We start from the raw sequence: 23321 nt of genomic DNA on the forward strand, positions 1-23321 counted from the left end.
GAACACCGGTCGGCCGGCGCGGCACCGTACCCGCCCCGTCGCGACCGGAACACGCCCCACCAATTATGTTGCAGCGCAATATGATTGGTGCCTACTCTGGTGCTTCGCCCGGCGTGCCTCGGCGCGATGGGCACGAAAATCGCAACGGAGGTTGCCAACGGAGGTCTCGCCATGGGTTCTTCCATGAGCTTTTCCGTCACGCTGCTGGATCTCGCCGGCTTCGCCGCACTGCTGCTGTGGGGCATCCACATGGTGCAGACCGGCGTGATGCGGGCGCTGGGGCCGCGGCTGAAGGTGGTGCTGGGCCGCGCCCTGCGCCATCCGCTGCAGGGCTTCGTGGCGGGGGCGGCGGTGACCACCCTGCTCCAGAGCAGCACGGCGACGGCGCTCATGGTCTCCGGCTTCACGGCGGCGGGGCTGGTGGCCCTGGTGCCGGCGCTGGCGGTGATGCTCGGGGCCAATATCGGCACCACTCTCATCGTCCAGGTGCTGTCCTTCGATGTCACGGCGGTGGCGCCGGTGGCGATCCTTGCCGGGCTCATCATGTTCCGCCGCGGCGCCGGCACCGGCATGCGCGATCTCGGCCGGGTGATGATCGGCCTCGGCCTCGTGGTGCTGGCGCTCTCCCACCTGGTGGACCTGTTGCGCCCGCTGGAAGATGCGCCCTCGATCCGCATGCTGCTCGGCGCCGTCGCCACGGTGCCGCTGATGGACGTGCTGCTGGCGGCGGTGCTGACCTGGGCGGTGCATTCCTCGGTGGCCGTGGTGCTCATCACCGCCTCGCTCGCCGCGCAGGGCGTGGTGCCGCCCAATGCCGCCATCGCCCTGGTGCTGGGCGCCAACCTCGGCAGCGCCATCGCGCCGGTGGTGGAGGCCATGGGACGGGACGATGCGGCGGCCCGGCGCCTGCCCATGGGCAATCTCATCAACCGCATCCTCGGCGTGGCCGTGGCCCTCGCATTCATCGAGCCCATCGGCCGCTGGATGGTCGAGTTCCAGCCGGACACCGCCCGCGTGGCGGTGGACTTCCACACCCTGTTCAACCTCGCCACAGCGCTGATCTTCCTGCCCCTGCTGAAGCCGTTCGCCCGCGCGCTGGAATGGCTCTATCCGGACCGGGAGGATGCGGCCGACCCCACCCGGCCGCGCTATCTCACCGCCGCCGACCGCGACATGCCGGTGCTGGCGCTGGGCGCCGCCGCCCGCGAGGCCCTGCGCCTCGCCGACGCGCTGGAGGACATGCTGGACGAGGCCGCCGGCGCGCTCCTCACCGGCGACCGCCGGCGCATAGCGGAAACACGCGGGCGCGACGACATTCCCGACCGCCTGAACCGGGAGATCCGCACCTATCTCGCCATGCTCGACCCGGAGGACATGAGCCCCGCCGACCGCCGCCGGGTGGAGGAGATCCTCGCCTTCTCCGCCAACATGGAGCAGGCGGCGGACGTGGTGTGCGGCCGCCTGATGACCGATGCCGGCAAGCGGCTCAAGCGCGGCATCGCCTTCTCCGCTACGCAGCAGGGGGAGCTGGACCAGCTCATGGAGCGGCTGAAGGCCAACATCCGCCTCGCCTCCTCCCTGTTCATGACCGCCGACCCGCGCGCCGCGCGCCTGCTGGCGCTGGAGAAGACCGCCTTCCGCGACAGCGAGACCCTGGCCGCGCGCCGGCATTTCGACCGCCTGCGGCAGGGCCTTGCCCCGCTCGCCGACGCCAGCGGGCTGCACATCGACATCGTGCGCGACCTGAAGCTGGTGAATTCCCACGTGGTGGCCGCCGCCGCCTATCCGGTGCTGGCCCGCACCGGAGAGCTGCTGGACACGCGCATCGCGGCGGGGCGGGATTCTGTCGAGCTGTCGTGAAAGCGGTGGAAGCGCTTGCCGCGTTCAGCGCCCGCGCATGGAAACGCGCGGCGCTGGCCGCCCATGACACTCCAAGGCGTGTTGGAGTGTCACCCCTTTCCGGCGCTTGCAGGCTGTTCCGAAGCTTTCGAGCCGTCATGGCCGGGCTTGACCCGGCCATCCACGCCGAACCGCTGGTACGTCTGCATGAAGGCGGCTCCCAGCCCCCACCACGTGGATGGCCGGGTCAAGCTCGGCCATGGCGGATGCATCAGACCCAACGATCTCTTCAATGCCGGCGCGCCAGCAGCTCCTGCGGCAGGGCGCGGCACACCTGGGCCACATCGGCCAGAAGCCGGCCCATGGCGGAGGTCTTGCGCCAGAGCATGGCGATCTGCCGGCTGGGCTTGGAATCGCTGAATTCCAGCAGGTGGATGTTCTCGGCCGGCTGGGCCGGGTTGCGGGTCGCCAGCATGGGCAACAGGGTCATGCCCACGCCTGCCGCCACCATCTGGCGCAGGGTCTCGAGGCTGGTGGCGCGGAATTCGGACTTCTCCCGCGCCCCGGCCATCTGGCACACGTCCAGCGCCTGGTCGCGCAGGCAGTGGCCATCCTCCAGCAGCATGAGATTGTAGCGCGACAGCTCGGTGATGGAGAGGTTGTCGCGGCTGGCCAGCGCATGGGTGCCCGGCACGGCGAGGAGGAACGGCTCCTCGAACAGGAACTCGGAATGGAAGTGGCTGTCATGCACCGGCAGCGCCAGGAAGGCGGCGTCCAGCGTGCCGTAGTTCAGGCGCGAGATGAGCGCGGCGCTCTTCTCCTCGAACAGCAGCAGCTCCAGGTCCGGAAAACGGGCGCGGATGAGGGGCACCACATGGGGCAAAAGGTAAGGCCCCAGCGTCGGGAACACGCCGAGCTTGAGGGCACCGGCCTCCGCCGCGCAGCTGCGGCGGGCGCCTTCCTTCAGTTGCTCCACCTCGTCGAGGATGCGCCGCGCCCGCTCCACCGCCTCGCGGCCGGCGGGGGTGAGCATGACCCGGCGCGGAGCCCGCTCCACCAGCGGCACGCCCAGTTCCTCCTCCAGCTTGCGCAGCTGGGTGGAGAGGGTGGGCTGGCTGACGAGACACGCCTCGGCCGCCCGCCGGAAATTCCGATGGTCGGCCAAGGCGACGAGATATTGCAGTTCGCGCAGGGTCATCGCGGGCGGCCCCCATTGGAGGTCGCCCGGAGGAAGATGAAACGGAGTGCCTGGCGGCTCACGCGGCCTTCACCGCCTCTTCCTTCGGCGCGCTGGAGCGGATGAGGTGATCGAAGGCCGAGAGGGAGGCCTTGGCGCCTTCGCCCAGCGCGATCACGATCTGCTTGTAGGGCACCGTGGTGCAATCGCCGGCGGCGAACACGCCGGGCACCGAGGTCTGGCCGTGGGCATCCACCACGATCTCGCCGCGGGGGGAAAGCTCCACCGCGCCCTTCAGCCACTCGGTGTTGGGCAGAAGGCCGATCTGCACGAAGATGCCTTCCAGTTCCACCTTCACGCTGTCGCCGGTGTTGCGGTTCTCGTAGACGAGGCCGCTCACTTTCTGGCCGTCGCCCAGCACTTCGGTGGTCTTGGCCGAGGTGAGGATGGTGACGTTGGACAGGCTCTTGAGCTTGCGCTGGAGCACGTCGTCGGCGCGCAGGGCGCTGTCGAACTCGATCAGGGTCACATGGGCGACGATGCCGGCAAGGTCGATGGCCGCTTCCACGCCGGAATTGCCGCCGCCGATCACCGCCACGCGCTTGCCCTTGAACAGCGGGCCGTCGCAATGGGGGCAATAGGCCACGCCCTTGTTGCGATAGGTGTCCTCTCCCGGCACGTTCATCTGCCGCCAGCGGGCGCCGGTGGCCAGAATCACGGTCTTGGAGCGGAGACTCGCGCCGTTGGCGAACTCCACCTCGATGATGTCGGCGCCGGGCACCAGCTTCACCGCCTTCTGGAGATTGAGGATTTCCACCTCATACTCGCGCACGTGCTGCTCCAGCGCGGCGGCGAGCTTCGGCCCCTCGGTGTAGGGCACGGAGATGAAATTCTCGATGGCCATGGTGTCCAGCACCTGCCCGCCGAAGCGCTCGGCGGCGACGCCGGTGCGGATGCCCTTGCGCGCCGCATAAACGGCCGCCGTGGCGCCGGCGGGCCCGCCGCCCACCACCAGCACGTCGAAGCGGTTCATCTCGCTCATGCGCTTGGCGTCGCGGGCGGCAGCGCCGGTGTCGAGCTTGGCGACGATCTCTTCCACGCCCATGCGGCCCTGCCCGAACACCTCGCCGTTCAGGTACACGGTGGGCACCGACATGACCTGCCGGGCGTCCACTTCCTTCTGGAACAGGGCGCCGTCGATGGCCACGTGGCGGATGTTCGGGTTCAGCACCGCCATGAGGTTCAGGGCCTGCACCACGTCCGGGCAGTTCTGGCAGGACTGGGAGAAATAGGTCTCGAAGGTGAAGTCGCCATCCAGCGCCTTGATCTGCTCGATGACCTCCGGCTCCAGCTTGGGCGGATAGCCGCCGGTCTGCAGCAGCGCCAGCACCAGCGAGGTGAATTCGTGGCCCATGGGCAGGCCGGCGAAGGTGAGCGCGATGCTCTCGCCGGGGCTGGACAGGGCGAAGGAGGGCACGCGGGCGTCGGCGGCATCGCCATCGCGGCGCGCGGCGACGGTGACCTTGGCGGAGCAGTCGGTGATGTCGGAGAGCAGTTCCAGCATCTCCTTCGACTTCGCGCCATCATCCACGAAGGCGGTGATTTCGACGGGCCGGACCAGCCGCTCCAGATACGCCTTGAGCTGGGTCTTCATGGCTGTGTCGAGCATGGCAATTCTCCGACGAATGCTTTGGAAAACAAGAAGGTGCTCCGCATCCGCCGCGCGCAGGACACGCGGAAGATGCCACCGTAAAGCCGCCGCGCGCAGGACGCGCGGCGGAGGGGGTGGGTCCTCCCCAATGGAAAGACCCGAACGTGCCTCAGATCTTGCCGACGAGGTCGAGCGAGGGGGCAAGGGTCGCCTCGCCTTCCTGCCACTTGGCCGGGCACACCTCGCCAGGATGGGAGGCGACGTACTGCGCAGCCTTGATCTTCCGCAAAAGCTCGGAAGCGTCGCGGCCGATGCCCTCGGCGGTGACTTCCACGGCCTGGATGATGCCGTTGGGATCCACGATGAAGGTGCCGCGATCGGCCAGGCCCTGGCCCGCGCGCATCACTTCGAAGTTGTTGGTGATGGAGCCGTTGGCGTCACCGAGCATGGCGTACTGCACCTTGCCGATGGTCTCGGACGAATCGTGCCACGCCTTGTGGGTGAAGTGGGTGTCGGTGGAAACCGAATAGATCTCCACGCCGAGCTTCGCGAAATCCGCGTGGTGATCGGCGAGATCACCCAGCTCGGTGGGGCACACGAAGGTGAAGTCGGCCGGGTAGAAGAAGAACACCGACCACTTGCCGGCGAGGTCCGCCTCGGACACCTCGATGAACTTGCCCTGCTTGAAAGCGGTGGTCTTGAAAGGCTTGACCGGAGTATTGACGAGGGACATGGCAATTCCTTGGATGGCTGTTGCGGTGCGAGAGGCTGGGGCCTTCGCGATGCAACATAAGGCCGAGCTAGGGATAAATGAAATAGATAAGATTGTCGATATTGATAGATATTAGCTATCACGAATCCGGACAAGCGCTTCATTTGGCGGCGAAAGCCCGTGAAACGGGCGGGCGGGAAAAGCGGAGGCGCGGCCGAAAGTGCGGTGCGACATTTGCGCGCAATTTCCTTTGGGCATTCTCCCACGCCGTCCTGCCCCGCCCGGCCGCTCCATGGATCCCCCGGTCAAGCCGGGGGATGACGGGTGGCAGGGTTTACATCCGCTTGAAACTCAGTCCCCACCCTACCCTCCCCCGCAAGCGGGAGAGGGTTCTCTCCGTGCCAGATCGCAGGATGGCGCGCTGCGCCCTGCGCCCCGGGCGCAGACCACCCCTACCGCAGCCGCGCCAGCAGCTTCAGCAGAGTGGCGCGCTCGGCCGGATCGAGGGGCGCCAGGGTTTCCTCGGTGATGGCGAAGGCGTTGGGGGTGGCGCGGGCGATCACCGCGCGTCCCGCCTCGGTGGGCAGCACCACCAGCAACCGCGCATCCTCGGGGTCCGGCCGGGTCTCCACGAAGCCGCGCCGCGCGAGGCGGTCCACCACGCCCTTGATGGTGGCGGCATCCATGGCGGTGTGGCGACCCAGAAGGTTCTGCGAGCAGGGGCCGGTCTCGGCCAGCTTCGCCAGCGCGGCCCATTGGGTCATGGTGAGGTCGTCGCCGATGCGCGCCGCGAACAGGGTGGCATGGCGCTGCGCCACCTGGCGCAGCATGAAGCCCACCTGCGCGTCGAGGATATAGGACGCGGTGGCCTTGGCGCGGCGCGCCGGGCGGCGAGCGGGCGCGACATCCGCCGGTTCAGCCTTCACCACTGCGGACTTAACCTGTGTGGACTTAACCTGTGCGGGTTTTATCTGTGCGGGTTTTCTTGGAGCCATGCCTACACCGCCAGATATGCGTCGCGAATCTCGGGGTTCGCCTCAAGGTCCGCCATGGTACCGGAGAAGCGGATGCGCCCCTTCTCGATGATATAGGCGCGGTCCGAGATCAGCTTGGCGAAGTGCAGATTCTGCTCCGAGATGACGATGGAGAGGCCCTGTTTCTTCATGGCGAGGATGGCGTCCGCCATCTGCTCCACGATCTTGGGCGCGAGGCCCTCGGAGGGCTCATCCAGCAGCACGAGGGAGGGGTTGCCCATGAGCGTGCGGCCGATGGTGAGCATCTGCTGCTCGCCGCCGCTCATCTGGCCGCCGGGGCGCTTCCTCATCTCGCCGAGGTTGGGGAACAGCACATAGAGCTGCTCCGGGCTCCAGGTGGCGACGCCTTCGCGCGGCGCCTGCCGGCCCACCATGAAATTCTCTTCCACCGTGAGCTGATTGAAGATGCGCCGGTCCTCCGGCACGTAGCCGAGGCCCCGCCGCACGATCTCATAGGTGGGCAGCGCCGAGACATCCGTGCCGTCGAACACCACCGTCCCCGCGCGCTGGGGCACGAGGCCGACGATGGAGCGGAAGGTCGTGCTCTTGCCGGCGCCGTTGCGGCCCAGGAGCGCCACCACCTCGCCCGCGCCCACCTCCAGCCCCACGTCGTAGAGGATGTGGGCGGGGCCGTAGTGGCTGTTGAGGTTCGAGACCTGAAGTTTCGTCTGGCGTGTCATGCCGCGCTCCCCTCGCGATGCCGAGCGTCGTAGAGCAGGCCCTCGCCCAGATAGATGGCGCGCACCTGCGGATCGCGGCGCACCTCCAGCGGCGTGCCGCGGGCGATGAGCTGGCCGCGGTTCAGCACCATCACCACGTCGGCATGCTCGAACACCACGTCCATGTCGTGCTCGGTGAACAGCACGCCGATGCCCTTCTCCCGCGCGATTTCGGCGGTGAGACGCATCAGTTCCACCCGCTCCTTGGGCGCCATGCCGGCGGTGGGCTCGTCCATCAGCAGCAGGCGCGGCTGGTTGGCGAGCGCCACCGCCAGCTCCAGCCGCTTGAGGTCGCCATAGGCCAGCTCCCCGCAGGGCCGCTCGGCCTGGGAGGTGAGGCCCACCAGCTCCAGCAGCCCCTCCGCCTCGGCCCGGCAGGCGGTGCCGGCGAAGCCGAACACGCGGGTGATCAGGCCGTGGAAGGAGAGCAGCGCCACCTGCACGTTTTCCCGCACCGTCATGGACGAGAAGGTGGCGGTGATCTGGAAGGTGCGCCCCACCCCGAGCCGCCACACCGCGCGCGGCGGCAGGCCCTTGATGTCGCGCCCGTCGATGCGGATGGTGCCGGCATCGGGCTTGATCTGGCCGTTCAGCATGTTGAAGCAGGTGCTCTTGCCCGCCCCGTTGGGGCCGATAAGCGCGAGCAGCGTGCCCGCTTCCAGGCTGAAGGTGACGCCGCGCACCGCATGGACGCCGCCGTAGGATTTTTCGAGGTTCTCGACCTGAAGCAGCAAGCTCATCGTGCGGCCTCCGCTTTCGCAAGGGTTGCGGCCTCGGCTTCGGTTTTCTTCGGGCCGAACCAGCGGTGGCGCATGTCCTCGATGAAGCCCACCACGCCCTTCGGGAAGGCCAGCACCACCACCACGATCACCGCCCCCAGCACCAGCTTGGAGAGGTCGGTCTGGCTCATGAGCCAGATGGCCAGCGCCTTGTAGAGCACCGCCCCCACCACCGCGCCGGACACCGTCTCGATGCCACCCAGCAGCACCATGACGAGGCCGTCCACCGAGGTCGGAATGCCCATGAAGTCGGGGAACACCGAGCCCTTCAGGAAGGCGTAGAGCGCCCCGGCGATGCCGGCGAAGGTGCCGGCCACCACGAAGGCGGCCCATTGCAGGCGCGCCCGATCAAGGCCGATGGCCTCGGCGCGCAACGTGCTGTCGCGCACCGCCCGCAGGCCGTAGCCGAAGGGCGAGAACACCAGCATCCGCAACAGGCCGACGCCGATCACCGCCACCGCCAGCGCCAGCCAGAAGAAGCCCTGGGGCTTCGCCGCCCATGCCGACGGCCAGATACCCAGCAGGCCGTTGTCGCCGCCGGTCACGTCGACCCACTGGAAGGCGACGGACCAGGCGATCTGCGCGAAGGCCAGCGTCAGCATGGCGAAATAGACGCCCGAAAGCCGCACACAGAACCAGCCGAACAGCACCGCTCCCACCAGCCCCAGGGCCGGGCCGACCAGAAGGGCCGCCTCCATGGGCGCGCCGAGGAACTTCACCATGAAGGCCGCGCCATAGGCGCCGAGGCCGAAATAGGCCGCATGGCCGAAGGAGGCGAGTCCGCCCACGGTCATGATGAAATGCAGGCTGGCGGCGAACAGCACGAAGATGAGGATTTCCGCGCCCACGGTGAGGGCGTAGTTGCCGAGGAAGAAGGGCAGCGTCGCCACCGCCGCCACCGCCACGGCCAGCGCCACCCGCTCGGCGGTGGAGAACGGCCGCCAGGGGCGGATGGTGAGGCCGGCGGGCGGGCGCGGCGCGCTCTCGGCCTTGCCGAACAGGCCCCAGGGCCGCACCACCAGCACCACCGCCATCACCAAGAACACCATGATGAGCGAGATCTGCGGCAGGATGAGAATGCCGAAGGCGTTCAGCTCCGCCACGATGATGGCGGCGACGAACGCCCCCAGCACCGAGCCGAGCCCGCCGATGACCACCACCACGAACACCTCGACGATGACGGAGAGGTCCATGGTGTGGGTCACCGTGGTGCGCGGGATCTGCAGCGCGCCGCCCAGCGCGGCGAGGAAGACGCCCAGCGCGAACACGCCGGTGAACAGCCATTTCTGGTTCACGCCCAGCGCCGCCACCATCTCGCGGTCCTGCGTCGCCGCGCGCACCAGCACGCCCCAGCGGGTCTGGTGGAACAGCAGCCACAGCGCGCCGAGCACCACCGGGCCAAGCACCATCAGGAACAGGTCGTAGGTGGGCACCATGCGGCCGAACAGGCTGACCGCGCCGGCAAGGCCGGGGGCGCGCGGGCCGAGCAGATCCTCGGGACCCCAGATCACCACCACCAGGTCCTGCACCATGAGCGTCACGCCGAAGGTGGCGAGGAGCTGGAACAGTTCGGGGGCGTGGTAGATGCGGCGCAGCAGCACCATTTCCATCAGCGCGCCCAGCGCCGCGACGATGACCGAGGCGGCGAGGATCGCGCCCCAGAAGCCGATGGGGCCGGCAAAGCGCGTGGTGAGCACATAGGCCACGTAGGCGCCGAGCATGTAGAAGGCGCCGTGCGCGAAATTCACAATGCGCGTCACGCCGAAGATGATCGACAGGCCCGACGCCACCAGAAACAGCGACGCGGCGCTGGCGAGCCCGCTGAGGGCCTGGACCAACAGGAATTCCACTTGTCTCGCCTCTCGTTCACCGGCCTGGAAGGGTGTTCTGTTCTTGAACCCGCCGCCGTCGAGGGAGGCGGGTCTTGGGGCAAGGGCGCGGGCGCCCCGGCTTTGGCTTTGCACCGCCCTGCCCCCGGCGTGGGGGGAGGGAGACGCCCGACTTTTTCCACCACGGTCATGCCCGGGCTTGTCCCGGGCATCCACGCCGTGCCGTGGGAGCTCCGTTGGGAGCCTGGTTCCCGGCCCGTCCCCGTGGATGGCCGGGTCAAGCCCGGCCATGACGGCTTGAATGGTCCCGCCCTGCCCCCCTCTCCCGCGTGCGGGAGAGGGTTGGGGTGGGGGAATGCGGCGCTATCCACCAGCAAACAGTCTGAAGGAGAGGGCCTGCCCCCTCCCCGGCCCTCCCCCGCAAACGGGAGAGGGGGAACCGCCCTGCCCCGCCTCAGTTCGCCGGGCGCAGCTTGGCGGCTTCGGCTTCCGGCGGCAGGTAGTCGGCGCCGGGCTTGAAGGTGAAGTTCACCATCACGCCCTTGCCGTCCTGCTGCGAAGTGGTGCCGATATAGGCGCCCAGCGTCGACTGGTGGTCGGCGGCGCGATAGACAATGTCGCCGAAGGGGGTGGAAACCTTCAGGTTCTTCATGGCCTTGACGATGCCGTCGGTGGTGTGGTCGTCGGTGGCCTTCAGCACCGCCGCGATGGACTTCACCGTCGAGTAGCCGACGATGGAGCCGAGGCGCGGATAGTCCTTGTGGAGCTGCTGGTAGGCGTCGAGGAACGCCTGGTGCTCGGCGGTCTTGATGCCGTACCAGGGATAGCCGGTGACGATCCAGCCTTCCGGCGTCTCGGTCTTCAGCGGGTCGAGATATTCCGGCTCGCCGGTGAGATAGCTCACCACCGCGCGGTCCTTGAAGATGCCGCGGGTATTGCCCTCGCGCACCAGCTTCACCAGGTCGCCGGCGAAGGTGGCGTTGAGGATGGCGTCAGGCTTGGCGGCGTCGATGGCCTGCAGCACTGGGCCGGCGTCGATCTTGTTGAGCGGCGGCCACTGCTCGGCCACGAACTCCACGTCCGGGCGCTTCTTCTTCAGCAGTTCCTTGAACACCGCCACGAACGACTGGCCGAATTCATAATTGGGGGCGATGGTGGCCCACTTCTTGGCGGGAAGCTTGGCGGCCTCTTCCGCCAGCATGGCGGCCTGCATGTAGTTGGAGGTGCGCAGGCGGAAGGTGTAGTCGTTGCCCTTCGACCAGACGATGGCGTCGGTCAGCGGCTCGGCGGCGATGTAGACCACCTGCTTCTGCTTGGCGAAGTCGGCCAGCGCCAGCCCCACGTTGGAGAGGAAGCCGCCGGAGATCATCACCACGCCGTCGCGCGAGACCAGCTCGTTGGCGGCGGTGAGCGCGTCGGCGGGCTTGCCGCCGTCATCCTTGGAGATGATGACCAGCTTCTTGCCCTTGATGCCGCCGGCGTCGTTGATCTCCTTCAGCGCCAGTTCCATGCCCTTGCGATAGGGCTCGGTGAAGGCGGGCAGCGCCGAATAGGAATTGATCTCGCCCACCTTGATCTCGCCTTCGAGCGCCTTCGCGGCGCCGGAGGCGAGCAGCAGGGCGGCGAAGGTCGCCCCGAGTGTTGCACCGATGAGTGTCTTCATGTGCTGTTCCCTTCTTGATCCGAAGTCCTGCACCACAGACCGCGCCGCCCGGTTCAGCGCAAGCCGTCCTCACCCTTGATCTCGTCCGCCTTCAGTCCGCCGACGCGCGGCAGCGGCCGGCCGGAATCGGTGACCGCCACCGCCACCACGATCTCATTGGCGCGGGGCGCATCGGAAATGCTCACCTGCATGCCGTCGAAATGGCTGCGCACGAAGGCAGCGTCCTTGTGTCCCAACGGAATGTCCAGCTCCGCGCCCAGGCCGCCGCGCCGCTTGGACGAGGGAATGAGCGCCGCGCCCTTGCCGAGCACCGCGCGCACCGGCGCGCCCATCTTGGGATGCAAGAGCGCGGCCGCGTGCTCCAGCTCGCCGTTCTCGCCCACCAGCGCGGCCTTGCCGTAGCTCTGCGCCGCCGGCCCCTCGATGCCGAGGGCCGCCACGGCGCGGGCCGCCAGCAGGCCGCCCAGCTCCTCGCCCATGGCGATGAGGTCGGAGAGGTCTTCCACATAGGTGCCGGCGAACGGGTTCTCGATCACCGCCACCGCCGCCGCCCGGCGGGTGGGCGGGGAGACGGGGCGGCCCATCTCGGTCCGCGTCTCCTCGACGATGGTGACGATCTTGCGGATTTTCGCGCTCATCGCAGGCCGTCCCGCTTGGAGATGTCCGCTGCCGCGAGGCCGCCCACGCGGGCGTGGACGCGGGGGCCGCAGGTCATCACCAGCACCAAGGCGATCTCGTCGGCGCGGGGGGCGTCGGAGACGCCGACTTCCATGGCGTCGAAATGGCTGCGCACATAGGAGGCATCGCTATGGGTCACCGGCACGTCGAGGCGCGTGCCCGGCCCGCCCACCTTCTTGGTGGAGGGCACGATGGCGAGCGCGTCGCCCAGGGCCTCGCGCATGGCGTAGCCGCCGGGCACATGCCAAAGGGCGCCGTGCTCGATCTCGCCGGCGGCGCCCACGATGGCGCCCTTGCCATAGCCGTCCACCGCCTTGGGATCGCCGCCCAGGGCCACCACCAGCTCCTTGGCCATGGCGACGCCCAGCGGCTTCAGGTCCTCCATGAAGGGCGCGATGTCCTCCACATAGCGGCCGGCATAGGGGTTCTCGATGACCGTGACGATGGCGGCACGGCGGCGCGGCGTGGCGGCGACGGGGCCGCCTTCGTGGAAGATTTCCTCCACGATCCGGACCTGCTTGCGGATCTTGACCTCAGGCATGAGCTTCTTCGCTTTCTTGTTGAAGAACGAGGGACAACATGGAACGGCCGGGACGAATACCGTCGGCTGGATCGGTGGAAATGCTCACGCCCTGAAGGTGCAGCGCGGCGGACGAGATGAGGCCCCGCGCCACCAAAGCGGAAGCGCAGGCGAGACCCTCGGCCAGCGCCTCGTCGATCTCGGAGGGGGAAAGCTGCGGCACGGCGCGCGTCACCTTCAGCGGGCCGAGGTCGCTGTCGCTCTGCACGTCGCGGGCGGCGATGCGCACGATGCCGGGATGGCCGGGCAGGTTCACCGCATTGGCGATGATGGTCGCCGCCGCATCCGCCGCCGCCGCGGTGGGGGCGAGCACGGTGACGGCGTCGGCGATGCCGAGGGAAAAGCTGCGCCCGCGCCAGCCCGAGGTGGCGATGCCGCGCACCGGGCCCTCCGCGCCCACCCGCGCCGTGCCGATGAGGCTCGGCCGGTCCGGGCGATCCACGAGGCCGGCCACATAGTCGGCCCCCGGCGCCAGATGAAGGGCGATGTCGCCGCCATTGTTCACATAGGCGCGGGTGATGCCGGGGAGCGCGAGCGCCTCCAGCACTTCCTCGGCCACCGCGCCGGCCACCGCCGCCATGGGGGTGATGAAGCCGGCCCGCGCGTGGGGCTCAACCGCCGCCCACATGCGCCGGGCCACCTTCCCCTCCAGCGGGCAGGCCCCCGCATAGGCGGGACGGCGCAGCAAGGGCAGTTCCGCGCACAGCTCATCCAGCAGGCCGGTGAATCGCGCCACCGCCGCGCCATAGGCCGCCGCCACCTGCCGGGGATCGCCGCTCGCCTCCACGACGAGGTCGATGGGACCATCGTTCAGGTGCAACCGGCGCCCGTCCGCGAGCAGCTTGACCTGCGGCGCGCGGGGCGGCACCGGCGGGGCTGCGAGGGGGGCGGCATGAGGGAGGGAGAGGGCAGCGTTCAGCATGGCCGTCAGCCTTGGGAGGGGGCCGAGAGCGGCCAGGGATTGTCGCCGATGGGCGCCACTTCCCGCACGCTGTCGCGCTGAAGGATATCGCCCACCGGCCGCACATGGTCCATGTGGCCGCCCAGCGCGGCGTAGGCCTCCAGCGTCAGCGTGAACTCGATGGGGGCCACGAGGGCCGGCGTGGGCACATAGCCGAAGGCGTTTTCCGGCACCCGCATCACATCCACCATGAAGGTGATGCCGCCGCCGGGCCAGACATAGACCGGCGCGCCGCCGCAGGTGACGCGGGTGATGGCCTCCTTCACCGAGCGGGTGAGCCGCACCGGATTTTCCGTCACCCCCGCGCGCAGGGAACCGCCGGCCCCGGCCATGAACAGCACCGAGGACAGCGCCGGCTCGCAATTCTCGCGGATGCGCTCCACCGAGGGGGCGAGATCTACTGGAACGTCAGCCTCGCGCGGCACCAGGTTTTCATCGAGCACATAATAGCCGAAATGCTCGCCGGTGGTGGAGACCAGCAACAGCCGCAGGCCGGGCCAGGCCGCCTTGGCATCGAACGCGCCGAGGATGGAGAGCGGATCGGAAATATTGGTGCCGCCCCAGCCCAGCCCCGGCTCGGCCACCTGGAAATAGCGGCCGGGGGTGGAGCGGCGGCCCTTCATGCGGATGCCGGTGTCGCGCACGCCCAGAAGCTTGCCGGCCTGATGCTCGGAGAGGACGCCGGTGATGTGGTCGTCCACCACCACCACCTCGTCCACCTTGCCGAACCATTGCCGCGCGAACATGCCGATGGTGGCGGAGCCGCAGCCCACCCGCATGCGCTCTTCCTGCGATCCATTGACGATGGGCGCGTGGCCGGCCTGCACGATGATGCTGGCGCCACCGTCCACGGTGAGTTCCACCGGCTTGGCATTGCACAGGTCCAGCAGCGCCTCGCAGGTGACGCGACCTTCCTTCTTGGCCCCGCCGGTGAGGTGGTGGACGCCGCCCAGCGACAGCATCTGCGAGCCGTATTCGGATGTGGTGACATGGCCGACCGGCTCGCCGGCCACGCGCACGGTGGCCTGTTCCGGCCCGAGGAAGCGGTCGGTGTCGATCTTCACCTTCACGCCGGCATAAGAAAAGATGCCCTCGGTGACCACGGTCACCATGTCCACGCCGTCCACCTGCGCGGAGACGATGAAGGGGGCGGGCTTGTAGTCGGGATAGGTGGTGCCGGAGCCGACGGCGGTGACGAAGGTTTCGCCATCGGCGACCAGGCGCCCGTCCCAGTCGCCGCCGCGATCGAAGGGCACCACCTTGCCGCCCTGCTCCAGCGTGCGGTCGAGGATGACGTGGGGATCAACGCGGATCAGCTCGCCGGCGCGGTTGGCATAGCGATCGCAGGCGCCGGTATTGCCGGGCTTGATGTAGCACATGACCGGACAGGCATCGCAGCGGATCTTCTCGTCGCCGGCCGATGCGGCGACGGGGGTCTGGCCTGAGGCGTCGCCTTGGATGTTCTGCGCCATGGAGGGCGGGCTCCGGCCCCGGCGGACAACCGGCGGGGCGTTTTCGATTTCATATGTACACTAATGAAAAAGCAGAGGCCCAAAGTGTCAAGCACAAGGATGAGGCACGCCGCCTGAAGAGGCAGCAGACCTGCCCTATCCTTTTGCGGCCACAGGTTTATGACCTGTCTAAGGGGCCTGCGGAGGGGCCCGGCGCGCCGCGCATTTGTGCGCGGTGCGCGCTTGACGCCAGATCATTCGTATAGAAACAATCCAGGGAAGCGTTGCGGCTGCCGCGTCGCCTACACTGGCACGTCCCAGGACGGACCGAAACCAAGATGTCCGAGCCGGTTCAACTTCAGGTGAATGGCACAGCGCACACGTTCGCGCTGCCCCGCGCCACGCCCCTCATCTATGTGCTGCGCAACGACCTTGGCCTCAACGGTCCCAAGTTCGGCTGCGGGTTGGGGGAATGCGGCGCCTGCACCGTGCTCATGGACGGGGTCGCCGCCCGCTCCTGCGTCACCACATTGGGCACGGCGGAAGGCCGCACCATCACCACGCTGGAGGGGCTCGGCACCCTTGCGGCGCCGCACCCCGTTCAGGCCGCCTTCATCGCCGAGCAGGCGGCGCAATGCGGCTACTGCCTCAATGGCATGATCATGACCACCGTCGCCTTCCTCACCCGCACCCCAGCCCCCACGGAGGACGAGGTGCGCGCCGCCCTGCGCTACAATCTGTGCCGCTGCGGGACCCATGTGGAGATCCTGCGCGCGGTCATGCGCGCCGCCCACGGGGAGGCATCCGAATGAGCGAGCCGCGTCCCGACAAGGACCAGATCCTCGCCGCCACCGGCAATCTCGCCGTTCTGCGCCCGGCCCGGTCGGTGGCCGGGCTCCAGCGCAGCGCCATGCCACGGGACGGCGCCCTCGACCTGTTCCTGCTGGTGGACGACACCGGCGCCGTCACCGCCTTCAACGGCCATGTGGACCTCGGCACCGGCATCCGCACCGCCCTCGCCCAGATCGTGGCCGAGGAGCTGGACGTGGCGCTCCATCGCGTCACCATGGTGCTGGGCCACACCGGCCTTGCGCCCAACCAGGGCGCGACGATCGCCTCCGATTCCATCCAGGTCTCGGCCCAGCCCCTGCGCCGCGCCGCCGCGCAGGCCCGCCACCGGCTGGTGGAGCTGGCCGCCGAAGCCCTGGGGCTGGATGCCGACGCGCTGGAGGTGGAGGACGGCATCGTCCGCCCCCGCGACGGCGGCAATGCGGGCCTCTCCTACGCCGATCTGCTGAAAGGCCGCGCCGAGCGCCTGCTGCTCTCCGACGACATTCCGGTGAAGCCGGCCAGCGCCCACCGCATCGTCGGCCAGCGGGTGCCGCGGGTGGATATCCCGGCCAAGGCCACCGGCAACTTCACCTATGTCCACGACGTGCGCGTGCCCGCCATGCTGCACGGCCGGGTGGTGCGCCCGCCCTATGCCGGCATCGATGCGGGCGCGTTCGTCGGCAAGAGCCTCATCAAGGTGGATGAGGCCTCGGTCGCCCACATTCCCGGCCTCGTGGCGGTGGTCACCATGGGCGATTTCGTCGGCGTGGTGGCCGAGCGCGAGGAGCAGGCCGCCGAGGCCGCCCGTCGCCTGAAGGTGGAGTGGAAGCCCACCCCCACCCTGCCCGACCTCGACCATGTGGAAAACGCCCTGCACGCGATCCCGGCCGAGAACCGGCGCACCCTCCACGAGCGCGGCGACCCCGACGCCGCCCGCGCGGCCGCAGCGCAAACCCTCGACCGCACCTATGTCTGGCCCTACCAGATGCACGCCTCCATCGGCCCCTCCTGCGCGGTGGCGGATGTGCGCGAGGATGGCGCCACCATCTGGGCCGGCACGCAGAATCCCTATCCCCTGCGCATGGACATCGCCCTGCTGCTGGGCCTGCCGGAAGAGGCGGTGGAGATCGTCCGCTTCGAGGCCGCCGGCTGCTATGGCCGCAATTGCGCGGACGATGTGGCCGCCGACGCCGCCCTTCTGTCGCGTGCCGTAGGCCGTCCGGTGCGGGTGCAACTGACGCGGGAGCAGGAGCACGCCTGGGAGCCCAAGGGCGCCGCCCAGCTCATGCAGGTCAAGGGCGGCCTCAACGCCGACGGCACCCCCGCGGCCTATGATTTCAACACCCGCTATCCCTCCAACGCGGCGGTAACCCTGGCGCTGCTGCTGACGGGGCGGGTGCCGGCGGACAATCCCGTGTTCGAGATGGGCGACCGCACCGCCATCCCGCCCTATGCCTATGACCACATGCGGGTCACGGTGGACGATGTGGCGCCCATCGTGCGGGCGGCGTGGCTGCGCGGCGTCTCCGCCCTGCCCAACAGCTTCGCCCACGAGAGCTATATCGACGAGCTGGCGGCCGCCGCCGGCGTCGATCCCGTGGATTATCGCCTGCGCCACCTCCACGACGCGCGCGCCGCAGACTTGGTGAAGGCCACCGCCGCCCGCGCCGGCTGGGAGAAGCGCACTGCCCCGCGCATGGAGGTGGTGGAGGGCGACGTGGTGCGCGGCCAGGGCTTCGCCTATGCCCTTTATGTGCACTCCAAGTTTCCCGGCTACGGCGCCGCCTGGTCCGCCTGGGTGGCGGAGGTGGAGGTGAACCGGCGCACCGGCGACGTGGCGGTGAAAAGGGTGGTCGTGGGCCAGGATAGCGGGCTCATGATCAACCCGGCCGGCGTCGAGCACCAGATCCACGGCAACGTCATCCAGTCCACCTCCCGGGCGCTCAAGGAGCAGGTGACGTTCGGCGACAAAGCCGTCACCAGCCGGGAATGGGGGGCCTACCCCATCCTCACCTTCCCGGAAGTGCCTGTCATCAACGTGGTGCTGATGCCGCGCCCGGACGACCCGCCTTTGGGCTCGGGGGAATCGGCTTCCGTGCCCAGCGCGGCGGCCATCGCCAACGCCATTTTCGACGCCACCGGCGTGCGCCTGCGCGAACCGCCCTTCACGCCGGACCGGGTGCGCGCGGCCCTTGCCGGCGAGGCCGCGCCCAAGCCGGTGAAGGAGAAGCGCCGCCGCCCGTGGTTCGCCATGGCCGGGGCAGCTCTCGCCGGCGCGCTGGGCATGGCGACGCTGGCCCTTCCCATCCGTGGCGCCATCGCCCCCATCGCGCCGCCGGACCCGGCCTCCTTCTCCGCCGAGATGATCGCGCGCGGAAAAATCCTCGCCGCGCTGGGCGATTGCGCGGTGTGCCACACGGTCGAGGGCGGCATCGCCAATGCCGGCGGGCGGGCACTGCACACCCCCTTCGGCACGATTTATTCCACCAATCTCACGCCGGACGTGGAGACCGGCATCGGCGCCTGGTCCTATGCCGCGTTCGAGCGGGCCATGCGCGAGGGCATCGGCCGGGACGGGCGCCACCTCTACCCGGCCTTCCCCTACACCGCCTTCACCCGCATCTCGGACGCCGACATGCAGGCGCTCTACGCTTTCCTCATGTCGCAGGCCCCGGTGAAGGCGCGCCCGCCCGAAAACCGCATGACCTTCCCCTTCAACATCCGCCCGCTCATGGCCGGCTGGAACCTGTTGTTCCTCACCCCCGGCCAGCTTCAGGCGGAAGCGGGGCAATCGCCCCAGTGGAACCGGGGGCGCTATCTGGTGGAGGGGCTGGGCCATTGCGGCGCCTGCCACACGCCGCGCAACCTTCTTGGCGCGGAGAAGGGCGGCGCGGCCTATCTCGGCGGCGGGGTCGCCGATGGCTGGGAGGCTCCGGCCCTTACCGCGCTCTCGAAGGCGCCCATTCCGTGGACCGAGGACGAGCTTTACACCTATCTGCGCACTGGCTTCTCGCGCTTCCACGGCACCGCAGCCGGCCCCATGGCCCCGGTGGTGCAGGAACTCGCCCATCTGCCGGACGCCGACATCCACGCCATGGCGGTCTATCTCTCCTCCTTCGCCGGCCCCGCGAGCGCGGATGCCTCCGCCGTGGCGGCGACGCTGGAGGCGAAGGCAGAGGCCTCGCTGCGGCCCATGGACAGCGTGGGCGGCCGCCTGTTCGAGGGCGCCTGCGCTGCCTGCCATGCGCCGGAGGGGCCGACCCTGTTCGGCGCGCGGCCGTCGCTGGCGCTCAACACCAATGTGCATGCGGTGCGGCCGGACAACCTCATCCGCGTGATCCTGGAGGGCATTCCCTCCCCCGCCGCGCCCGCGCTGGGCGACATGCCCGCCTTCCGCGACAGTCTCGACGATGCGCAGGTGGCGGACCTGGTGCGCTACATGCGCGCGAAATTCGCGCCGGATGCACCGGTCTGGGACGGACTGGCGCAGACCGTGGCGCGGCTGCGGGCGACGCCGACACGGTGAGGCATTTGCGGAGCCTTCTCTGCAAGCGAGAGAGGTTTCACCGTGCTTCCGGCCGAGGGGCTGCTAGCGAAAAGGCGGGAAACATCAGGCCGTCATGGCCGGGCTTGACCCGGCCACCCACGCGGTCGGGCCGGGCGCAACACTCCGAACAGGGCACAAGCGGCACGGCGTGGATACCCGGCACGAGACCGGGCATGACAATGGGAGTGAGCCTGCTCAAAATTCCCGCATCACCGCCCAAAAGCTCCGCAACCCCAAGCCGCTCCACCCGTTGACAGCCCTCGCCCCATCGCCCTATTTTCATTTGTACACAAATGATATTCCGAGGCGCCCGTCATGGCCTATGTCGTCACCGAGGCCTGCATCCGCTGCAAGTACATGGATTGCGTCTCGGTCTGCCCCGTGGATTGCTTCTATGCCGGCGCGAACATGCTGGTGATCCATCCGGACGAGTGCATCGACTGCGGCGTCTGCGAGCCGGAATGCCCCGCCGCCGCCATCTTCCCGGACAGTGATCCCCGCGCCGCCGACTGGGCCGCCCTCAATGCGCAATACGCGGCGCAGTGGCCCAACATAACGGAAAAGGGCGCCCCGCCCGACGATGCCGATGCCTGGAAGGACACAGCCGACAAGCGCGCCCTCCTTTCCGCCGCGCCCGCCGCGATCTGATCCGAACGAACCCGCCAGAGACCCCGCCATGAGCAATTTCTTCGAGGAACAGGTCCTCAGCGTCCATCACTGGACCGACCGCCTGTTCAGCTTCACCACCACGCGCGATCCCGGCTTCCGCTTCCGCACCGGCGAATTCACCATGATCGGCCTGAAGGTGGAGGGGCGCCCGCTGCTGCGCGCCTATTCGGTGGTGAGCCCGAGCTGGGCCGACACGCTGGAATTCTTCTCCATCAAGGTGCCGAACGGGCCGCTCACCTCGCGCCTCCAGCACATCCAGGTGGGCGACGCCATCACCGTGGGCCGCAAGGCGACCGGCACGCTGGTGCTCGACAATCTCCTGCCCGGCCGCAACCTCTACCTGCTCGGCACCGGCACCGGCCTTGCGCCCTTCCTGTCGGTGATCCGCGATCCCGAGACCTATGAGCGGTTCGAGAAGGTGGTGCTGGTGCACGGCTGCCGGCATGTGAGCGACCTCGCCTATGAGGACCTCATCATGAAGGAACTGCCCGCCCACGAATTCCTCGGCGAGGAGATCGCAGGCAAGCTCGCCTACTACCCGACCGTGACCCGCGAGCCGTTCCGCCACACCGGCCGCATCACCGCTTTGCTGGAGAGCGGCAAGCTCTCCGCCGACGTGGGCCTGCCGCCCCTTGATGCCGCCACCGACCGTGTGATGATCTGCGGCTCGCCGGCCATGATGGGCGACCTGCGCACGCTGCTGGCGTCGCGCGGCTTCGAGGAGGGCAACAGCGGCGAGCCCGGCCATTTCGTCATCGAGAAGGCGTTCGCCGAGCGGTGAGTTTTTTCCCCGCCCCCGGTTTTCAGGCGCCGGGCGGCGGCCTACCATTTATATGCCCACAAACAAAAGACCGGGTGCGCCCGCGCGTTTCCGGCCGTCCCTTCCGGAGACCTTCCCATGGCCCATGATGCTCCCGCAGCCGCCGGCGGCCCCACCAAGCTGGTGATCCGCAACATCGGCCTCATCCTCAGCGGCGATCTTGCACGGCCCATCCTCGATGCCGACACGGTGGTGGCGGAGGGCGGCAAGATCACCGCCATCGGCCGCGAGAAGGACGTGGACACCGAGGGCGCCACCACCCTCGTCGACGCCAACGGCACCACGCTCACCCCCGGCCTCATCGACAGCCACGTCCACCCCGTCGCCGGCGACTGGACCCCGCGCCAGAGCCAGATGAACTGGATCGATTCATCGCTCCATGGCGGCGTCACCACCATGATCTCGGCGGGCGAGGTGCATTATCCCGGCCGCGCCAAGGACGTGGTGGGGCTGAAGGCGTTGGCCATCACCGCCCAGCGCTCGTTCGACGCCTTCCGCCCCTCGGGGGTGAAGGTGCATGCGGGCGCCCCCGTCATCGAGAACGAGATGGTGGAGGATGATTTCAAGGAACTGGCCGCCGCCGGCGTGAAGCTGCTGGGCGAAGTGGGCCTCGGCGGCGTGAAGGACGGCCCCACGGCGCGCAAGATGGTGGGGTGGGCGCGCAAGTACGGCATCCAGTCCACCATCCACACCGGGGGCCCCTCCATCCCCGGCTCCGGCCTCATCGACAAGGACGTGGTGCTGGAGGCGGACACCGACGTGGTGGGTCACATCAATGGCGGCCACACCGCGCTTCCGGACAACCAGATCCGCTGCATCTGCGAGGGCTGCAAGCGTGGGCTGGAGATCGTGCACAACGGCAACGAGCGCTCCGCCCTCTACACCCTGCGCATCGCCCGCGAGATGGGCGAGCTCAACCGCGTCATCCTCGGCACCGACGGGCCGGCGGGCTCGGGCGTCCAGCCGCTGGGGATCCTGCGTATGGTGTCCATGCTGTCGGCACTCGGCGAGCTGCCGGCGGAGGAGGCGTTCTGCCTCGCCACCGGCAACACCGCGCGCATGCGGGCGCTGGATTGCGGGATCATCGAGGTGGGCCGGGCGGCGGATTTCGTGCTGATGGACAAGGCGCAGCACTCGCCCGGCGTGACGCTGCTGGACAGCGTGCGGCTCGGCGACCTGCCGGGGGTGTGCATGACCGTCATCGACGGCATCGTGCGCTCCCAGCGCTCCCGCAACACCCCGCCCGCCGGCCGCATGCCGGTGGTGGTGAAAGGCTGAGCTGTCAGGCCTCCGCTGCCGGCTTCGGCTGGCGCAGCACCAGCAGGTTGCCGGCGAGCACCAGCGCGATGCCGGCGGCCGCTGTCAGCGTCCAGTGGTAGTCCTCGAACAGGGTGGAGAGGAACAGCGCCACGATGGGGAACATGACCGTGCCGTAGCCGGCGCGGTTCGCCCCGATGCGGCGGATGAGCTGGATGTAGACGGCGAAGCCGGCCAGCGTCTGGAACACGATCAGGAAGCCCAGCGAGCCCAGGTAGCGCACACTCCAGTCCACCATGAACGGCGCGCCCCGCACCAGGCTGATGATGAGCAGGATGAGGAAGCCGTAGGCGAACCCCCAGAAGCTGGTGGACGCCATGGGATAGCCCCGCCGCCCGGCCACCCCCGACAGCAGGCTGCCGAACGAGAAGCTCACCGTCCCGGCGACGCCCAGCGCCAGCCCCTCCCCCGCGCCGTTGATGCCCCGCCCGTCGGCAAGGCTCGGCCCGAACACCAGCGCGGTGCCGGCGATGCCAGCCAGCGCGCCCAGCAGGATCTGCCGGCGCAGCGGCACGCGCAGGAACAGCGCCGAGAACAGGGGAATGAGGATGGCGGAGAGGGAGAAGATCACCGACAGCAGCCCGGACGGCAGGTGATAGCCGGAATAATAGAAGAACAGGAAGTTCAGCGAGAACAGGGTCGCCCCGAGGCCCGCGAACAGCAGGTGGTCCCGTGCCTTGAACGCGAGGGGCGCGCGGGTGGCGATCACGAACACCAGCATGGCGAGGGTGGCGACGAGGAAGCGCCAGGTGCCCGACACTTCCGGTGCCACCACGCCCAGCTGGAGCTTCAGCGGCAGCCAGCCCGAGCCGAAGATCAGCACGCACACCGCGTACAGAACGAAGTCGCGCGGGCCGAGGGGCCCATCGGTTCGGGACGTGTCGGGGGGCATGGGGGGCAGATCCAGGCAGGAGCCCCAAGGTAGAGCACGCGCCCGCCGCCCCCGCAACGCGACCTGCGGACGAGGTCGGCGCGATACCCCCACGCAGGCGCGTGGCACCGCGCGCAACATCGCCGTCCGGGTGAAAACTACGCTTTGCTGCATGGCATCAGCGCATGGCTGC

General features: G+C 68.9%; 19 protein-coding genes. 6 read left to right on the plus strand and 13 right to left on the minus strand.

Features of this window, described 5'->3' with window-relative positions:
• The first annotated feature begins 171 nt into the window (after positions 1-171).
• Complete coding sequence (locus tag FZ033_RS00590; protein ID WP_149574258.1) at positions 172-1860, plus strand: Na/Pi cotransporter family protein; 1689 nt, start codon at positions 172-174, stop codon at positions 1858-1860.
• Positions 1861-2128: 268 nt separating this feature from the next.
• On the opposite strand, the gene FZ033_RS00595 is transcribed toward FZ033_RS00590, so the two are convergent.
• The 12 genes from FZ033_RS00595 to FZ033_RS00650 form a co-directional block, all read right to left on the minus strand.
• Positions 2129-3037, minus strand: a complete 909-nt coding sequence (locus FZ033_RS00595; protein ID WP_149574259.1) for a LysR substrate-binding domain-containing protein — start codon at positions 3035-3037, stop codon at positions 2129-2131.
• A 58-nt stretch (positions 3038-3095) separates the two neighbouring features.
• Positions 3096-4685 carry an alkyl hydroperoxide reductase subunit F gene (gene ahpF / locus FZ033_RS00600; protein WP_149574260.1) on the minus strand — a complete coding sequence of 530 codons (1590 nt, stop codon included), beginning with the start codon at positions 4683-4685 and terminating at the stop codon, positions 3096-3098.
• A gap of 151 nt (positions 4686-4836) precedes the next feature.
• A complete protein-coding gene (gene ahpC / locus FZ033_RS00605) occupies positions 4837-5400 on the minus strand; it encodes an alkyl hydroperoxide reductase subunit C (RefSeq protein WP_149574261.1) in 564 nt (187 codons plus the stop codon).
• Positions 5401-5831: 431 nt separating this feature from the next.
• Entirely contained in the window at positions 5832-6374 is a 543-nt protein-coding gene (locus tag FZ033_RS00610; protein WP_188079222.1) for a MarR family winged helix-turn-helix transcriptional regulator, read from the minus strand.
• Between the two features lie 2 nt (positions 6375-6376).
• Entirely contained in the window at positions 6377-7093 is a 717-nt protein-coding gene (locus FZ033_RS00615; protein ID WP_149574262.1) for an ABC transporter ATP-binding protein, read from the minus strand.
• Positions 7090-7872 (minus strand): ABC transporter ATP-binding protein, encoded by a 783-nt coding sequence (locus tag FZ033_RS00620; protein WP_149574263.1) that lies wholly within the window; start codon positions 7870-7872, stop codon positions 7090-7092. The genes FZ033_RS00615 and FZ033_RS00620 overlap by 4 nt, the downstream gene beginning before the upstream one ends.
• Positions 7869-9761, minus strand: coding sequence for an ABC transporter permease (locus FZ033_RS00625; RefSeq protein WP_149574264.1), 1893 nt, complete (start codon positions 9759-9761; stop codon positions 7869-7871). The genes FZ033_RS00620 and FZ033_RS00625 overlap by 4 nt, the downstream gene beginning before the upstream one ends.
• A gap of 433 nt (positions 9762-10194) precedes the next feature.
• The gene (locus tag FZ033_RS00630; protein ID WP_149574265.1) at positions 10195-11403 is read right to left on the minus strand and encodes an ABC transporter substrate-binding protein; all 1209 of its coding nucleotides are present in this window, start codon (positions 11401-11403) and stop codon (positions 10195-10197) included.
• A gap of 53 nt (positions 11404-11456) precedes the next feature.
• Entirely contained in the window at positions 11457-12041 is a 585-nt protein-coding gene (locus tag FZ033_RS00635; RefSeq protein WP_138398700.1) for an amino acid synthesis family protein, read from the minus strand.
• Positions 12038-12622: an amino acid synthesis family protein gene (locus FZ033_RS00640; protein WP_012116181.1), complete on the minus strand. Its 585-nt coding sequence runs from the start codon at positions 12620-12622 to the stop codon at positions 12038-12040. Before FZ033_RS00640 ends, FZ033_RS00635 begins: the two co-directional genes overlap by 4 nt.
• On the minus strand, positions 12615-13583 hold the full coding sequence (locus FZ033_RS00645; RefSeq protein ID WP_149574266.1) for a UPF0280 family protein: 969 nt from the start codon (positions 13581-13583) through the stop codon (positions 12615-12617). The genes FZ033_RS00640 and FZ033_RS00645 overlap by 8 nt, the downstream gene beginning before the upstream one ends.
• Positions 13584-13588: 5 nt before the next feature.
• Positions 13589-15094 (minus strand): 6-hydroxynicotinate reductase, encoded by a 1506-nt coding sequence (locus FZ033_RS00650; protein ID WP_149574267.1) that lies wholly within the window; start codon positions 15092-15094, stop codon positions 13589-13591.
• Positions 15095-15411: 317 nt separating this feature from the next.
• Here FZ033_RS00650 and FZ033_RS00655 point away from each other — a divergent pair, with 317 nt between their 5' ends.
• The 5 genes from FZ033_RS00655 to FZ033_RS00675 all read left to right on the plus strand — a co-directional run bounded on the left by FZ033_RS00655 (position 15412) and on the right by FZ033_RS00675 (position 22218).
• Complete coding sequence (locus tag FZ033_RS00655; protein WP_149574268.1) at positions 15412-15885, plus strand: (2Fe-2S)-binding protein; 474 nt, start codon at positions 15412-15414, stop codon at positions 15883-15885.
• Complete coding sequence (locus tag FZ033_RS00660; RefSeq protein ID WP_149574269.1) at positions 15882-19430, plus strand: molybdopterin cofactor-binding domain-containing protein; 3549 nt, start codon at positions 15882-15884, stop codon at positions 19428-19430. Before FZ033_RS00655 ends, FZ033_RS00660 begins: the two co-directional genes overlap by 4 nt.
• 336 nt (positions 19431-19766) lie before the next feature.
• Positions 19767-20099 (plus strand): ferredoxin FdxA, encoded by a 333-nt coding sequence (gene fdxA, locus FZ033_RS00665; protein ID WP_149574270.1) that lies wholly within the window; start codon positions 19767-19769, stop codon positions 20097-20099.
• Between the two features lie 28 nt (positions 20100-20127).
• Positions 20128-20901, plus strand: coding sequence for a ferredoxin--NADP reductase (locus tag FZ033_RS00670; RefSeq protein WP_149574271.1), 774 nt, complete (start codon positions 20128-20130; stop codon positions 20899-20901).
• A 117-nt stretch (positions 20902-21018) separates the two neighbouring features.
• Positions 21019-22218, plus strand: coding sequence for an amidohydrolase family protein (locus tag FZ033_RS00675; protein ID WP_149574272.1), 1200 nt, complete (start codon positions 21019-21021; stop codon positions 22216-22218).
• Positions 22219-22222: 4 nt separating this feature from the next.
• Here FZ033_RS00675 and FZ033_RS00680 read toward each other — a convergent pair whose 3' ends face one another.
• Positions 22223-23149 (minus strand): DMT family transporter, encoded by a 927-nt coding sequence (locus tag FZ033_RS00680; RefSeq protein WP_188079223.1) that lies wholly within the window; start codon positions 23147-23149, stop codon positions 22223-22225.
• Positions 23150-23321: the final 172 nt, after the last annotated feature.

The sequence above is a fragment of the Xanthobacter oligotrophicus genome, from assembly GCF_008364685.1.
GTDB classification, from domain to species: Bacteria; Pseudomonadota; Alphaproteobacteria; order Rhizobiales; family Xanthobacteraceae; genus Xanthobacter; species Xanthobacter oligotrophicus.